The 15,106-nt window shown below is 67.7% G+C and carries 17 protein-coding genes; 8 read left to right on the top strand and 9 right to left on the bottom strand.

The features are described 5' to 3' along the window. Position 1 precedes the first annotated feature (1 nt). Positions 2 to 655 carry a hypothetical protein gene (locus AVL48_RS15485; protein WP_061981790.1) on the bottom strand — a complete coding sequence of 218 codons (654 nt, stop codon included), beginning with the start codon at positions 653 to 655 and terminating at the stop codon, positions 2 to 4. 127 nt (positions 656 to 782) lie between these two features. After that, positions 783 to 1,184, bottom strand: a complete 402-nt coding sequence (locus AVL48_RS15480; RefSeq protein WP_061981789.1) for a DUF4279 domain-containing protein — start codon at positions 1,182 to 1,184, stop codon at positions 783 to 785. A 151-nt stretch (positions 1,185 to 1,335) separates the two neighbouring features. Between AVL48_RS15480 and AVL48_RS15475 the strand changes: the two genes are divergently transcribed. Continuing rightward, entirely contained in the window at positions 1,336 to 1,863 is a 528-nt protein-coding gene (locus AVL48_RS15475) for a GNAT family N-acetyltransferase (RefSeq protein WP_061981788.1), read from the top strand. Here the strand turns inward: AVL48_RS15475 and AVL48_RS15470 are convergent. The 3 genes from AVL48_RS15470 to AVL48_RS15460 form a co-directional block, all read right to left on the bottom strand. After that, a complete protein-coding gene (locus AVL48_RS15470) occupies positions 1,860 to 2,198 on the bottom strand; it encodes an MmcQ/YjbR family DNA-binding protein (RefSeq protein ID WP_061981993.1) in 339 nt (112 codons plus the stop codon). The two genes, AVL48_RS15475 and AVL48_RS15470, sit on opposite strands and share 4 nt — an antisense overlap. A gap of 123 nt (positions 2,199 to 2,321) precedes the next feature. Continuing rightward, a complete protein-coding gene (locus tag AVL48_RS15465) occupies positions 2,322 to 4,007 on the bottom strand; it encodes a bifunctional metallophosphatase/5'-nucleotidase (protein ID WP_061981787.1) in 1,686 nt (561 codons plus the stop codon). A gap of 132 nt (positions 4,008 to 4,139) precedes the next feature. Then, positions 4,140 to 4,628 (bottom strand): GNAT family N-acetyltransferase, encoded by a 489-nt coding sequence (locus tag AVL48_RS15460; protein WP_061981786.1) that lies wholly within the window; start codon positions 4,626 to 4,628, stop codon positions 4,140 to 4,142. Positions 4,629 to 4,778: 150 nt separating this feature from the next. On the opposite strand from AVL48_RS15460, the gene AVL48_RS15455 reads away from it, so the two are divergent. Next, on the top strand, positions 4,779 to 5,426 hold the full coding sequence (locus AVL48_RS15455; protein ID WP_061981785.1) for a VanZ family protein: 648 nt from the start codon (positions 4,779 to 4,781) through the stop codon (positions 5,424 to 5,426). Here the strand turns inward: AVL48_RS15455 and AVL48_RS39550 are convergent. Further along, positions 5,367 to 5,543 carry a hypothetical protein gene (locus AVL48_RS39550; RefSeq protein WP_167386380.1) on the bottom strand — a complete coding sequence of 59 codons (177 nt, stop codon included), beginning with the start codon at positions 5,541 to 5,543 and terminating at the stop codon, positions 5,367 to 5,369. The genes AVL48_RS15455 and AVL48_RS39550 overlap by 60 nt on opposite strands. A 257-nt stretch (positions 5,544 to 5,800) precedes the next feature. Here AVL48_RS39550 and mug point away from each other — a divergent pair, with 257 nt between their 5' ends. The 6 genes from mug (at position 5,801) to AVL48_RS15425 (ending at position 10,922) form a co-directional block, all read left to right on the top strand. Continuing rightward, positions 5,801 to 6,352, top strand: coding sequence for a G/U mismatch-specific DNA glycosylase (gene mug, locus AVL48_RS15450; protein ID WP_061981992.1), 552 nt, complete (start codon positions 5,801 to 5,803; stop codon positions 6,350 to 6,352). A 280-nt stretch (positions 6,353 to 6,632) separates the two neighbouring features. Beyond that, positions 6,633 to 7,433: a response regulator transcription factor gene (locus tag AVL48_RS15445; protein WP_061981784.1), complete on the top strand. Its 801-nt coding sequence runs from the start codon at positions 6,633 to 6,635 to the stop codon at positions 7,431 to 7,433. A gap of 138 nt (positions 7,434 to 7,571) precedes the next feature. Continuing rightward, complete coding sequence (locus tag AVL48_RS15440) at positions 7,572 to 9,416, top strand: acyl-CoA dehydrogenase (RefSeq protein WP_061981783.1); 1,845 nt, start codon at positions 7,572 to 7,574, stop codon at positions 9,414 to 9,416. Between the two features lie 123 nt (positions 9,417 to 9,539). Further along, on the top strand, positions 9,540 to 9,815 hold the full coding sequence (locus AVL48_RS15435) for a GlsB/YeaQ/YmgE family stress response membrane protein (protein WP_061981782.1): 276 nt from the start codon (positions 9,540 to 9,542) through the stop codon (positions 9,813 to 9,815). Between the two features lie 72 nt (positions 9,816 to 9,887). After that, positions 9,888 to 10,184: a GlsB/YeaQ/YmgE family stress response membrane protein gene (locus AVL48_RS15430; protein ID WP_037307283.1), complete on the top strand. Its 297-nt coding sequence runs from the start codon at positions 9,888 to 9,890 to the stop codon at positions 10,182 to 10,184. Positions 10,185 to 10,205: 21 nt separating this feature from the next. Then, a complete protein-coding gene (locus AVL48_RS15425) occupies positions 10,206 to 10,922 on the top strand; it encodes a leucine-rich repeat domain-containing protein (RefSeq protein ID WP_061981781.1) in 717 nt (238 codons plus the stop codon). Between the two features lie 3 nt (positions 10,923 to 10,925). Here AVL48_RS15425 and AVL48_RS15420 read toward each other — a convergent pair whose 3' ends face one another. From AVL48_RS15420 to AVL48_RS15410, 3 genes are read right to left on the bottom strand one after another with little or no spacing between them, the layout of a single operon-like run. Then, positions 10,926 to 12,776: a VanW family protein gene (locus AVL48_RS15420; RefSeq protein ID WP_061981780.1), complete on the bottom strand. Its 1,851-nt coding sequence runs from the start codon at positions 12,774 to 12,776 to the stop codon at positions 10,926 to 10,928. 24 nt (positions 12,777 to 12,800) lie between these two features. Continuing rightward, the gene (locus AVL48_RS15415; RefSeq protein ID WP_061981779.1) at positions 12,801 to 13,094 is read right to left on the bottom strand and encodes a GroES family chaperonin; all 294 of its coding nucleotides are present in this window, start codon (positions 13,092 to 13,094) and stop codon (positions 12,801 to 12,803) included. Positions 13,095 to 13,134: 40 nt separating this feature from the next. Beyond that, a complete protein-coding gene (locus AVL48_RS15410; RefSeq protein WP_061981778.1) occupies positions 13,135 to 14,970 on the bottom strand; it encodes an NHL domain-containing thioredoxin family protein in 1,836 nt (611 codons plus the stop codon). Positions 14,971 to 15,106: the final 136 nt, after the last annotated feature.

Genomic DNA, 15,106 nt, shown 5'->3' with positions numbered 1-15,106 from the left:
GTCAGCCTTCGACGAGTTCCCACGGGGCGTCGGCGCCGGCGCGGTCGTACACCTGGCCGGGTGCGGCGCTCAGCACCAGCGCGACATCCGGGTAAAGCGTGACGGCGTGCTCCATCTCCAGGGCTTCGACCTCGAAGTCCTCGTTCTCCGGCACCTGGAAGCCGACGAACAGCCAGGTGCCGTCGGCCTCGCGGACGACCTGGCGCACGGCGCGGGCCGGGGAGGCGGGGTCGGTGGAGATTTCGGCGAGTTCCGCGCTCACCTGCACTTCTTCCAGCGGCGAGCCCGGGTGCGTCCACGCGGCCAGCCGAGCGGCGCGCACCAAGAGGTCTTCTTCGTCGTCATCGGAGTCCGCGACCGAACTGAGCAGCCACGCGCGCCGCTCCGGATCCCAGTCGGCGGCCATGCCGGTGGGGAGCTCGGCGAGCGCGGCGATCTCGGGGATGAGGTCCAGGGCTTCCCGCAGGGGCAGCGAGCCGAACGCGTCGCGGTTGAGGTCCATGTCTTCGGAGAACTCGTTGCCGTCGCTGATGAACCAGTCGCCGTCGTCGTCCAGCACGACGAACGCGAGGTTCGACGGATCCTCCACCAGCGACCGGGAGATGATGACCGGCGACTCCGGATCCTGACGCAGCGGCCAGTTCTCGCTCGACATGCTGGGCTCCCAACGGGGTTGTCCGGCTGTGGGGCACCATCCCACCATCTCCGGTGTTCCCGCCGCGCACCGGCTCAGCGGAAGTAGCGGCGACAGCCCTCCGCCACGGTTTCGGTCGCCGGTCGGCTCATTCGCTGAGATCGTATTCGTCGACGTCGAGCGCGGCCGCGGCTTCGGTGAGGAACGCGATCACGGCGGGCGAGAGATGCCAGCCGAACTCCTCCCCGCCGTCGCGGTGATGGAAGTAGCGGACTACTTGCAGTACGGCGCTCGCCCCTTCGTCCACCAGTGCCCGGATTCCCGGGCGAACCGGGGCGAGCCTGCCGATCACGCTCTCGATCTGGTCGTCGACCGGTTCCGATCCCCGATGCGCCACCTTCCAGGCGTGCATACGCGGCAATCGGTGTTCGGCCGACCGTGAACCCAGTACCAGGACCTCGTCGGGCTGCATGCCGAGCCGCGCCGTGATCTCCACGGCGGACACGGTTTCGCTCTTCAACGCGAAGTAGCAGTACTGGTGGACCTTCATACGCCCCGGACCCTAGCTCTCGGGCAACCTCACCAGGTGAAACGTGATCAATCGCTTATCGAACGCCGCCAAGACAACGCGTTGAGCGGTGGTCACTCGAGGGCGTCGCCCAATAATCTCGAAGGTCCGATACCGATCTTGGGATGGGACGATGCTGACCGGTGAACTGACCCGCTTGCGGCCACTGGAGCCCGAAGACGCCGACACGTTCTGGCGCTGGCACAACGACCCGGAAGTCAATCGCTGGCTTGTCGCGGACCATCCGGAATCGCTCGCCCAGATCCGCGAGCGCTTCGCCGAACGGAAGCCCAACAGCTACGAATTGGCGGACTTCGCCATCGAGAGCCTCGCCGTCGGTACGTTGATCGGCACCTGCAGGTTGCGCGACGCCACGCCGGAACAGGGGCGCGCCGAACTCGACATCTATCTCGGCGAGACGGACCACTGGGGCGGCGGCTACGGCACCGACGCCATGCGCACGCTCTGCCGCTACGGCTTCGACATGATGCGACTGCACATGATCGCGCTGTGGGTCGTCGTCGACAACGAGGCCGCGATCCACGTCTACAAGAAACTCGGGTTCCAGGTGGACGGCAGGCATCGGCAGTCGTTCCGCGGCCCGGACGGCCAGTGGCACGACGAGTACCTGATGAGCCTGCTCGAAGGGGAACTCCGCTAGTCGTCCAGTCCTTTCGTGAGCCTGGCGGGTGCCTTCATCCGCCAGGCCTCCTCGATGAGTTCACGTAGCTGTGCTTCGTCGACCTTCTCCAGGTCGACGAGGATCGCGCCGTAGCCGTCGTAATGCGAGGTGGTGAAGTAGGCGGGGTCGCCGGTGGCCAGCAGTGCCTCCTTCTCCGCGTGCTCGCACAGCAACATCAGTCCGCCCTCGGCCTCGGTGCGGAGCCGGGCGAAGCTCTTGCCCGCGACCTTGAGCGACGGCGTGCGATACGACGTCGACTCCTCGACCTCCGGCAGCCTGCCCGCCAGCGCCACGACTTCTTCCCAGGTCGTCATGGCGGCCATTGTGCCCTGGGTCACTGACAAAACCACCTCCGAATGTCCGCATCGGACGCCAGGAAAGGTCCTTTCCTGGCGAAATTTGCAAGGAAAGGACCTTTCATGGCACTCGCGGGAGGGTTACGGCAGGACGGTGATCCGGTCCGCGGCGGGCGGGGCGATGCCCGGGTGCGCCGCGAAGTACGCGATGAGCGCGTCCAGGTCCACCGGACCACCCGAAAGCCCGGTCCCCTTGGTGAACTCGGTGAAGCCGTCCCCGCCGGCGGCGAGGAAGTTGTTCACCGAGACGCGGTATGACGCCGCGGGGTCGATCGGCGTGCCGTCGAGCGTCAGGTTCGAGACGCGCGCGCCGACGGGCGCGGACGCCGAGTACGAGTACTTCAGCGACTTCGAGATCTGCAGGATCCGCACGACGCCGTTCGCCTGCCACTGCTGTTCGAGGACGCTCTTCAGGTTCGCTCCGGTGAGCGTGATCGTCTGCATGATGTTCGCGAACGGCTGCACGGCGAACGCCTCGCCGTAGGTGACGACGCCGTCGCCTTCACCGGCGGGCGAGGACGCGTAGGTGAAGTCCGTGCGGATGCCGCCCGGGTTCGTCATGGCGATCTGCGCGCCGTTCGACCGCGTGGCTTCGAGCTGGGCGTCCGCGATGACGTCGCCGAGCGTGGACTCGCCGGAGGGCGCGCCCTTGGCGACCAGATCCGCGGTGATGGTGCCGACGGCCTTGTTCGCGATCGGCGCCGCCTTGGTCTTGGCCTCGTCGATCAGCTTCTGCACGTCGGGGTCCGGCGTGCCGTCGCGGGTGACGATCTCGTTGTGCGCCTTGGTCTCCCCGCGCACGACGTCGCGGGTCCGGCGGTCGATCTTCAGGTCGACGACCGACAGCAGACGACCGAAGGACGCACCCTGGATCACCGGACGCGGCTTGCCGTCGGGGTCGTTGATCGAGCAGTTGTACTGCTGGTGGCTGTGCCCGGTGAAGATCGCGTCCACTTTGGACGACACCCGCCGCGCGATCTCGGTCGCGGCGCCCGGCTTGACCTTGCATTCGTCCGGACCGGCGGTCTCGGAGTTGTCGCCCTGGTGCAGCAGGACGACCTGAGCCTTGACGCCGAAGAGGTAGAGCAGCTTCGCGGTGCGGTCGATCGCCTCGACCTCTTCACCGAACTTGAGACCCTTGATCGCCTCCGGGGTGACGACCTGCGGCAGATCCTTCAGCGTCGCGCCGATGACACCGATCGGGACACCGCCGGAGAACTCGATGCTGAACGGCAGCAACGCCGGGAGGCCGTTCTCGTAGTACACATTGGCCCCGAGGAACGGGAAGTTCGCGCCCTTGAAGGACTTCCGGAACTGGCAGCCGTCGGTGGGATGACACCCGCCGTGCTGCATCCGGCGGAGTTCCTTGAGGCCCTCGTCGAATTCGTGGTTGCCCACCACGGAAGCCTCGACACCCAGCAGGTTCAGCAGTTCGACGGTCGGCTCGTCGTGGAACAGCGCCGAGATCACCGGCGACGCGCCGATGCTGTCACCGGCCGAAAGCACGACGGAGTTGGGCACCTCGCCGCGAAGGCGCTTCAGGTGCGTCGCGAGGTAGGCGGCCCCGCCGGCGTTGACCGTCGCACCGCCGGGCAGCGTGACGCGGCCACTCGAACCGGACGGCGGTTCGAGGTTGCCGTGCAGGTCGTTGAACGTGATGATCCGGACGTCGGTGGTCGCCGACGCGGCGGACGCGGGCGCGGCGACGGTGGCCAGCGCGGTCAGCGTGGCACCCGCGAGCACGGCCAGGCGGGTAGAGAGCTTCATTCTTTCCTCCGATTCGCGCCCCGAGTCCCCAACGGGCGCACGGCGGAGGAGTTTGCCGTGCGAACTTGACGATCACCAGAGGCGAAAGCAGGACGATAGGTAAACGTCACATCGGCCGGAAACCGGTTGAAGCTATTTACCGCTACCTCCGGTAACAGGTGAATAAAGCCGTTCCCGCCGCCGCGTGACGTCGTTCGGCATCGGCTCCAGGTCCCCGGACGCGATGAACCCGAGTTTCAAATACAGCCGCCGCGCGCGGTCGTTGTCCTCCGCGACGTGCAGCCACACCTCACGCGCGCCGTCGGCCTCGGCGGCCGACCGCACCTCGCCCATCAGCTTCGTGCCAAGACCTCGGCCTCGTGCTTCGGGCGCGACCCACATCGAATAGAGGATCCAGCTTCCGTCGCGTGCCCGCCCGGCGACCAGGCCGACCGGGCGACCGTCGTCGAAGGCGGCGAACCAGGCGTCCCCGGCGAGCCTCGCGAGCCACTCTTCGTCGGACTGCGCCCGTTCGGCCTCGGCGATCGAGCCGTAGTTCTCGGGGGTGTCCATGAGGGCACGCAGGCGGATCTCCCGGAAGATGTCGAGGTCTCCGGCGACCAGCCGACGAACGAGCAGCATCCGGGCAGAATCCCACGGCCGTCGCCGTGGCGGGGAGCGAATATCGCCGATCGGCCAAGATCGAGGTCGGCCACTCGGCCGATCCGGCCCCGTCCACCGCGACCCTTCGACCGAAGTGGCGGACCACCCGAGATCCATAACGTCGATGTCATGACGAACGCACAGGTCACCGCCCTGCAGTACGGCTTGATCGGCTTCTTCGCGCTGTGGGCGACGCTGCTGATCCCGCAGCTGATCATCCTGCACGCCAAGCACGGCCGGGTGCGTCTTCGTCCCGTCCTGACCATGGCCGCCGTGCTGCTCTACGCGACGATGACCCTGGCGGTGACCTTCCTGCCGCTGCCCGGACCCGGCGCCGGACGGCTGAGCCAGACCGTCCAGCTGCACCCGTTCCAATGGGTCGCCGACATCCACACCGAACTGCTCAAGCACGGGCTGCCTGCCGCCGACTGGTTCACCACCCAGACCTTCCAGCAGGCCACCATGAACGTGCTGCTGTTCGTCCCGCTCGGCTTCTTCGCCAGGACGCTGTGGAAGCGCGGCCTGATCGGCACCACGCTGATCGGCTTCACCGCCTCGCTGCTGATCGAGACGACCCAGCTGACCGCGAACTTCGGCACCGCGCCCTACGTCTACCGGATCTTCGACGTCGACGACCTGCTCGACAACACCGGCGGCGCGATGCTCGGCTGGATCGCCGGCGCCCTGCTGCTCAGCCTCGTGCGGAAGCCCGTGCCGTCAACGGTCGAGATGCAGCCGCTGCGCCGCGAGCGGATCGACCTCGCCCAGGCTCGCTAGTCTCGCCTGCCGCCGCTGGGCCGCGCGCCGCGCGGCCCGCCGGTCTTCCAGCACCACCAGCACGGTGGCCACCAGGAAGATCAACGCGACCACGCCGAGGATGAGCGAGAGCTGCAAAACCCCTCCTCGAAGACGACCTTGTGTGCGAGATCACAAACAGTACGCATGTCGTGGTGAGTTGGCCACCCCTTGCGACGATCGATCGTGTCGCGGGTCACGCGGGAACCGTCGCGAACCATGTCCGGTCCGCGGTACACCAGCGTTCGAACAACAGCCCGGCGGTGCGCAAAGCGGCGCTCAGCGCGGGAAGCGACAGGCGGCGGCAAGTGAACGCCTCCTGCCTTATACCCGCCGGCGTGCCGGAAACTGGGGTGGTGAGGACACGACCGACCAAGGACCAGCTGGCCGCCGCGTACGGCAAGACCATCGCCGACGTCATCGCGCCCGACCTGGACGTACTGTTCTGCGGGATCAACCCCGGCCTCTATTCCGGCGCGCTCGGCCTGCATTTCGCCAGGCCGGGGAACCGGTTCTGGCCCGCGCTGTACCGCGGCGGCTTCACGCCGCGGCAGCTCGACCCCAGCGAGCAGGAAGAACTACTCGGCTACGGGCTCGGCATCACCAACGTCGTCGCACGGACGACGGCGCGGGCCGACGAGCTCTCGCCGGAGGAGTTCCGCGAAGGCGGACGACTGCTGACGGCCAGGGTCGCCGAGTACCGGCCGCGCTGGCTCGCCGTGGTTGGGATCACGGCCTTCCGGACCGCGTTCGGCCTGCCGAAGGCGAAGGTCGGTCCACAGGACGCCGACATCGGCGGAGCGCGGGTCTGGGTACTGCCGAATCCGAGCGGGCTGAACGCGCATTGGACGCCCGCGGCCCTCGGGGAGGAGTTCGGTCGCTTCCGCGCCGAAGTCCACTCTGAGTAGTTAATCCGTCAATATTTCCCGTCCACGCGCTCATTCGAGCAAGAGTTCCACGAACAGGGAATACCCAGAGTTTGCTGCGACGATGCGATACATCTATGAGGGGGATACCGCGTCACGTCCCCGGGCCTCCTGACTCGTAATAGTTACGAGGTGTTATTTCCGTCCGGTCCCGCAGGGGGACCGGTTGACGAGGGCGACCACGCCGGGGGGCCGTGGGCGCCGAATGGACTTCATGTCCTCTCGTCCGGGAATGACGGGCACGAAAACGGAGGGGTCCGTGATGCGAGGCATCGAGCCGAACCGAACGCCGGCCGGGAGGCCAGGTGGACCGCCGCCAGGCGGCAGAGGCCTCGGCGTCGCCGCGGTCGATCCGATCCCTATCTTCTGCGAGGGACTGAGCTCGCTGGTGCACCGCACGCCGGGGCTGCAGTGGCTCGGGCACGCCGGCAGCCACCATGCCGCACTCCAGCTGTGCGAGCAGCTGAAACCGGACGTCATCGTGCTGGATTCGGCGCTCGACCCGAACTGTCACCTGTCCAGGCTGCTCAGCGGCGGTGACCCGGCGCTGGTCATCATCACGCTGGTCAGGGACACCAACCGCACGCAGCAGTACCTCGCCGCGGCGATCGCGGCCGGGGTGCACGCGATCGTGCCGCGAGCGACCGACGGACGGCATCTGACCGAGGCGATCCGGCGTGCGCACAGTGACCGCCGCTACATCGACCCGACGCTGGCCGCGCTGACGGCACGGCCGAAGCGTCAGCCCGTGCTCCCCAAGGACGGCGAGGCCCCCAAACCGGCGGCCGCGCGCGGCCTGATGCCCCTGTCCCGACGCGAGTACCAGGTCCTGCAGCTGGTCGCCGAGGGGCTGGAGAACTCCGGGATCGCGAAGATCCTGTTCCTGTCCGTGGAAACGGTGCGGACCCACGTCAAGAGCATCCTGCGCAAGCTTTCGGCGCGCGACCGGACACACGCGGTCACCATCGCGTTCCGCTCCGGCATCCTGATCGCCACTCCGGACGACGCGCTCACCCCGCCCGAGGCGACGCCTGCCACCACGATCGCGCCGTCACCTCGCTGAGACCCCCTGTATTGCTGATTCGCACATCACAACAGTGGCCATTCACTTGCCGCAGTTACCGACAGGTAATATCCTGAAGTTACCGGCGAGTAGGGGACGTGTGCCCGGCCGGGGAGCCGAACACATTGGAGTGACGAAATGGGCCACTACAAGAGCAACGTCCGAGACCTGGAGTTCAACCTCTTCGAGGTACTCGGCGTGCAGGACCGCCTCGGCAAGGGTGTCCTCGCGGAATCCGACGAGGAGACCGCGCGAGGCGTGCTGTCCGAGCTGAACAAGCTCGCTTCCGGTCCCCTCGCCGACTCGTACGCCGACGCGGACCGCAACCCGCCGGTGTACGACCCGAAGACCTTCTCGGTGAAGATCCCCGAGTCGTTCAAGAAGAGCTACAAGGCGCTCATGGACGGCGAATGGTGGCGGCTGGGCCTGCCGAACGAGCTGGGCGGCTTCGGGCTGCCCCCGACCGTGCAGTGGGCCGCCGCCGAGCTGATCCTCGGCGCCAACGCGCCGCTGTTCATGTACATGGCGGGTCCGAGCTTCGCCGGGATCGTCGACAAGAACGGCACCGAAGAGCAGAAGCAGTGGGCGCAGATCATGATCGATCGCGGCTGGGGCGCGACGATGGTGCTCACCGAGCCCGACGCCGGTTCCGACGTGGGCGCCGGTCGCACCAAGGCCGTCAAGCAGGAGGACGGCTCCTGGCACATCGACGGCGTCAAGCGGTTCATCACCTCGGCCGAGAACGACATGGTCGAGAACATCATGCACCTGGTGCTGGCCCGTCCCGAGGGCCCCGGCATCGAGACCAGGCCCGGTACCAAGGGTCTTTCGCTCTTCCTCGTGCCGAAGTTCCACTTCGACGGCAAGACCGGTGAGCTGGGCGAGCGCAACGGCGCCTTCGTCACCAACGTCGAGCACAAGATGGGCATCAAGGCCTCCACCACCTGCGAGCTGACCTTCGGCCAGCACGGCACCCCCGCCAAGGGCTGGCTGCTCGGCGAGGTGCACGACGGCATCGCGCAGATGTTCCAGGTCATCGAGTACGCCCGCATGATGGTCGGCACCAAGGCCATCGCGACGCTGTCGACCGGTTACCTCAACGCGCTCGAGTACGCCAAGGAGCGCGTCCAGGGCGCCGACCTGCCGAACATGCTGAACAAGACCGCGCCGCGCGTCACGATCACCCACCACCCGGACGTCCGCCGCTCGCTGATGCTGCAGAAGGCGTACGCCGAGGGTCTGCGCGCGGTGTACCTCTACACGGCGTCGTTCCAGGACCAGGTGTGGACCGGCGAGGGCGACGAGGCTTCGCAGAAGGTCGCGCACGGCGTCAACGACCTGTTGCTGCCGATCGTCAAGGGCGTCGGCTCGGAGCGCGCGACCGAGCAGCTCGTGCAGTCGCTGCAGACCCTCGGCGGGTCCGGCTTCCTGCAGGACTACCCGATCGAGCAGTACATCCGGGACGCGAAGATCGACTCGCTGTACGAAGGCACCACGGCCATCCAGTCGCTGGACTTCTTCTTCCGCAAGATCGTCCGCGACAAGGGCGCTTCGCTGGCTTACGTCGCCGGGGAGATCACGAAGACCGTCGAGTCGGAGGTCGGCAACGGGCGGCTCAAGAACGAGCGCGGTCTGCTCAAGCAGGCGCTCGAGGACACCCAGGGCATGCTCGGCTCGCTGATCGGCTACCTGACCTCGTCGCAGGAGGACCCGCAGAACATCAACAAGGTCGGCCAGCACACGGTCCGCCTGCTGATGTCGGTCGGCGACCTGCTCATCGGCTGGCAGCTCATCAAGCACGCCGAAGTCGCCATCGCCAAGCTCGACGCGGGCGCGTCGGCTAAGGACACCCCGTTCTACGAGGGCAAGATCGCCGTGGCGTCGTTCTTCGCGAAGAGCGTGCTGCCGGAACTGACCGCGCGCCGCGCGATCGTCGAGGCCGCGGACAACAGCCTCATGGAGATCTCCGAAGCCGCTTTCTAAACGATTTAGTGACGAAAGGCCCTCTCCTCCCCGGAGAGGGCTTTTCTGGTTTCGACGGGGTTTGCGGCGGGCATCTCCGTGCTGAGTCCGCCACCCGGCGGAGACCTCGGCAAAGGAGTCTCAATGACAGTCACCGGCATCATCACGGCGATCGTGGTCGGTTTGATCCTCGGGGTGCTCGGCAGGTTTTTCGCCCCCGGCAAGCAGTCCATCCCCATCTGGCTGACGATCATCGTCGGTATCATCGCCGCCTTCATCGGTACCTGGATCGCCCGTGGGCTCGGCTACGCGGACACCAAGGGCTTCGACTGGCTCGAACTCATCACCCAGATCGTGGTCGCGGCCGTCGGTGTCGCCCTGGCCGCGAACCTCTATGGACGCCGGGGTGTCACCCGGTAAGGGGTCTTGAGGCGCGTCGAGCCCGGATCGGTGTCACCGTGGGCTCATTGATCTCCAGCGAAGGAGGAAACCATGTTGGGTGGCCTTTGGGGCATCATCACCACGATCGTGGTCGGTCTGATCCTCGGTGTCATCGGCCGGATGCTGGCGTCCGGCGATCAGAAGATCCCGATGTGGCTGACGATCGTGGTCGGCATCATCGCCGCTTTCATCGGCAACTGGCTGGCCGGGGTGTTCGGTGTCCGTGACACCCCGGGCATCGACTGGATCCGGCACGCCTTCCAGGTCGGCGCGGCCGTCGTCGGCGTCATCGCCGCGGCCGCCATCTACGCGAAGGTCAAGGGCGGCGGACACCGGGCCGTCACCTGATCAGGGCTACGGTCGGCCCCTGTGACCACTCGACTCGAACTTAGTGGCCAGGGGCTGACCTCCCTGCGCGACCTTCCCCTCCCTCCCTCGCTCGAATACCTGGACCTGTACGACAACCAGCTGACCTCGGTCCCCGAGGAGCTGTGGTCGCTTTCCAGGCTTCGGGTGCTGAATCTGGCCACCAACCGGCTGACCGCCATCTCGCCTTCGATCGGCGCCCTGCGGCAGCTGCACACCCTGGATCTGGGACACAACGAGCTTTCGGCCGTGCCGGACGAGCTCGGGGACCTTTCGGGACTGACGGAATACCTTTACCTGAGCGACAACCGGCTGACCGAGTTCCCCGCCGCGCTGTGCTCACTCGGGCGGCTGAAATACCTGGGCTGTACGGACAACCGCATCTCCACCCTGCCGGAAGACCTCTCCGGATTGCGATCCTTGCGGGAACTTCGCTTGTACGGCAACGGTTTGACGGCGTTGCCGGAGTCGATCGGGACACTTTCCTCGTTACGCGAACTGCATCTGCGGAGGAACCGGCTGACGTCGTTGCCGTCTTCCGTCGGCGCGCTGAGCGAGTTGCGTCAGCTGGATCTGCGCGAGAACCAGCTCACCTCGCTGCCGTCCTCGTTGGCGCAGTTGTCCAAACTAGACAAACTGGATCTTCGGTGGAACAAGAACTTCCGGGAGCCATCGTGGCTCGCGGACTTCGAAGCCCGCGGTTGCATGGTGCTGCGGTGACCCTCAGGCGCAGATGACCGTCGGCCGGGGCGAGTAGGTCGCGTTGCGGGTCTCGCGGCGCACCTCGGTGCCGGAGACGACCTCGATCAGCACGCGGGTGTCGGAGGTGCTGAAGCCGGCGGCGCCGGGGTCCGGCACACAGCCGGGGCCCGAGCCGACCTGCACCGGCTGTGCCACGTAGGAATGCCGTTCGCCGCCGGTGCTCTGGACCGAAAACCGTTTGGTGCCCCAGATCCGCACGGTCACCGAGCCGTTGGCGGGGGTGACCTGGATGGCGATGCCGGTCGGGGCGTCATTGACGATCTGCATCTCGACCGGCGAGCCGTCGTTGTCGACCGCCTTCACATCCCGCGCGACCGGATAGCGGTCGAGGTAGTGGTCGTGCTCCAGATGCCCGCCGTCGGCCAGTCCCGCCAGGTACGCGGCGTTGTAGAGCGTCGTCGCGAGCTGCGAGACGCCGCCGCCGACCACGATCGGACCGGTGCCGTCTTCGTTCACCGGGGCGGGGACATAGCCCGCGTCCGCCGTCCTCGGGCCGGACCGCGCGCCGAGGCTGAAGGTCTCGTTCGGTTTCACGATGGTGCCGGAGACGCGGGTGGCCAGCGCCTGCACGTTCGTCATCGCCGGTCCGCTCAGTCCCGACGTGGTGAACTCGCCGATGACCTCGTTGATGCCGAGCACGTTCGCCGCGTCCGTGCTGACGGCCGGGCTGCTGGCGTCGTAGACCGCCGTCAGCTCCCGCTCTTCACTTCTCGCGAGCACCGAGGTCAGTGTGGCGAACGTGCGGTCCCAGTTGACCTTCCGCGCGTCCTTCGACGGCTGGACCGCCGGCCGGTCGCCGACGAAGACGATCTGCGCGTCCGCCCCGTCGGTCTCGGTCGCCTTCAGCTGCGGCTGCGCCACCGCCCGCAGCTTTCCCTGGTCGATACGGACTTCGAGGTTGCCGTCGTCGCGCGGGGCGAACTGGAAGGAAGCCGCGATAGTCTCCGGTTTCAGCGTCGCGTCCTTGCCCTCGCCGCGGATCACCAGCGGCTTCGCCACGGCGGGGGCGACGATCTTGCCGAGCGCCGCGTGCACGCCCGCCGAGTTCGCCTTCACCGGCGCGACGTTCACCTTCAGCTCGACGCCGCCGTCGCTCAGCCAGCCGTCGGTGACCGCGGTGACCGCCGTCTTGACGTCGGCGAGGCTCTGCCCCGCCTTCGGTTCGACCGCGACCGGGAGGACACCGCCGTCGCTGCCCGCGATGGGCTGGAAGGTGATGTTCCCTTCGACCGGCGGGCGGTTCAGTTTCGCGGCGGCGAGATCGGAAACGGTCTTCTCCAGTTTCGGGGCGTCGGTCCAGGTCACGACGCCGACCTCACGGCTGGTGAAGAACGACATCAGGCGCGTGTACGGACTCAACGGCTGATGTCCGGCGCGGCCCAGCGTCTGCGGCCAGTCGAGACCGAGACCGGACGACGTGGGGTACAGGACCGTGCGGACGTCCCCCGCGCGGACGGGCACCGGCTCGATCAGCCTCGGCTCCAGCTCACGGCGAAGCTTCGACTCGGCCTCCTTGTGCGTGAGACCGCCGACGTCGATCCCCGCGACGGTGACCCCGCGCGGGACGTCCCCGGCGCTGGAGATCAGGTCCGCCGCGTACGCGAGCACGAACAGGCCCATGAGCACGCCGGCGACCATGAACGCCTTGCCGACGGCCTTCCGGAACTTCGACGCGGGCGTCGGCGGCGGCTGCACCACCCTGTCGCCCTCGAAGAGTTCGTCTACCAGGTCCTCGTCGTTCGCCGGAGCGGCCGGGAGGAGTTCGTCGCCGAACAGGTCGGTGCCCGGCTCGTCGTGCTCATCGCGTACCAACCCTCACCCTCCCAGCGGCTGGAGTTACAGGTACAACCCCGTACCGTGCTCGGTCCGCTCGGTCGCCACCGCGTGGATGTCGCGCTCCCGCATCACCAGGTGACCCTCGCCCTGGATCTCGACCTCGTGCTGGTCCTCCGGGTTGAACAGCACCCTGTCACCGGTCTTGACGTTCCGTACGCTGTTGCCCACGCCCAGTACATCACCCCACGCGAGCCGCCGCGCGACCTGCGCGGTGGCGGGAATGACGATCCCACCGGAACTCCGTCGCTCTCCGTCCTCGGGGGACAGCTTCACGAGCACCCGGTCCTGCAGCATCTGAATCTCGAGTTTCGGCCCATCTGACACGAGGACGACTCTACTTACCCGGATCCCCGGCCATGACCAGGCTCAGGGCGCTTTCTCCGCCGGTTTCGAACCGCACCGGCACTCCCCAGTCCTGCCGGGTGATGCGGCAGGCGGGATGTTCGCCACCGTCGTCGCAGCTCGCGGCCTGCGCCACGATCTGCAAAACGCCTTCGGTGACCCCTTCGGCGAAGCGGAGCTTGCGGAACAGGTCGGTGCCGACACCGGCGCCGTCGGCGAGCAACTCCGGCGGCGACGCGCTGATCTCCAGCCGCGTCGACGGGCCGTAGCGGTCGTCGAGCTTCTCTCCTGGCGGCGGGGTGAACACGACGGAGAACTCCAGCTCACCCGGCGCCAGCACGGTCGGCGGGCGACGGACCGCGTGCGCGTCCCCGGTGACGGCCCGCTCGCCGAGCGGTACGGGTCCGATCCGGCTCCCGGCCGATTCGACGACCAGCAGCGAGCCGTCGTGCACCAGGAGGCCTTGCGGCTCGGCGAGCCCGGTCGCGAGCGTCGTCACCTGGCGGGTGAGCGGGTCGTAGCGGCGGATCGCGCCGTTGTAGGTGTCGGCGATCGCGATGGTGTCCCCCGGCAGCACGGCGAGGCCGAGCGGATGCTGAAGAAGCGCCTGGTCGGCGGGGCCGTCGACGTGGCCGAAGGAGAACAGGTCGACGCCGACCGCGGTGTGCACGGTGAACGTCTCGTCCTCGGGCTGGATCCAGCGCAGCGCCGACGTCTCCGCGTCCGCGAGCCACAACCTCTGGCCATCGGGCGTGAGACCGGATGTCTGCGCGAAGAAGGCTTCGTGGACGTCGCCGTCCTTCAGGCCCTCGACGGTCGTACCGGCGAAGCGGCGGATCGTGCCTGAGACCGGTTCGAACACGCTCAGCGTGTGGTTGCCCGCCATGGCGACCACGACGCCGCCCGCGGGGCCCCACCAGGCGACGTCCCACGGGCTGGTGAGGTCGATGTCGAGTGCCTTGCCGGTGTCGACGCCGTCGCGCCACTGGCGGCCGGTGCCGGCGACCGTGCTGACGTCGCCGGTGATCAGGTCGATACCGCGCAGCCGGTGACCGGCCGTGTCGGCGACGACGGCGTGGTAACCCGCGCGCTCCGCGACCTCGTACGGCAACAGCGTGATCCCGGACGGCTCGGTGAAGCTCGCCAGGTCGAACGGCCCGTCCTGCGCGCCGCGGGTGCCGCTGCCGAAGCGGCGGATGATCGTCTCGCCGTCGGAGGCGAACTCGACGATGGAGTGGTTGCCGGTGTCGGCGACCAGGATCCGGCCTTCGGCGGTGGTGACGGCCTTGCTCGGGAAACGCAGCTCGGTGCGCTGCTCCTCGACGGGGACATACGGGCTGCCGCCGCGGCGCAGCGTGCCCTTGGCCTCATGCGTCGTGACGAGGTCGGCGATCACCCGTCGTAGTGCCTCGGCGTGTCCCTCTCCGGCGGCGACGTGCACGACGTAGCCCTCGGGGTCCACGACGACCAGCGTCGGCCACGCCTTGACCGCGTACTGCGACCAGGTCGTCATCTGCGGGTCGTTGAGCACCGGGTGGTGCACCTCGTAGCGCCGCACCGCCGCCTCGATCGCGGCCGCCTCACCCTCGTGCAGGAACTTGGGGGAATGCACGCCGATGGTCACCAGGACGTCGGCGAACTCGGCCTCCAGCGGGCGCAGCTCGTCCAGCACATGCAGGCAGTTGACGCAGCCGCTGGTCCAGAAGTCCAGCAGGACGACGCGGCCGCGCAGCCCGGCGAGCGTGAGCCGCTCGCCGCCGGTGTTGAGCCAGACGTCACCGGCGAGCTCGGGCGCCCGGACGCGGGACTGCGTTCGTGGAGAAGTCACGCCATGAGTGAACTACACCGGGAGTCGCTCTGTTCCAAGGTCCAGGCGTTGAGAGGGCGAGCTCACCCCGAGGGAGGAGGCTCATGTGGGTGATGAGGGCCGACGTCGGGGGCGACGGTAAAAGAGAAGGCGTCAC

Source organism: Amycolatopsis regifaucium (genome assembly GCF_001613935.1).
GTDB lineage: Bacteria > Actinomycetota > Actinomycetes > Mycobacteriales > Pseudonocardiaceae > Amycolatopsis > Amycolatopsis regifaucium.
This window is presented reverse-complemented; position numbering and strand designations above follow the sequence as displayed.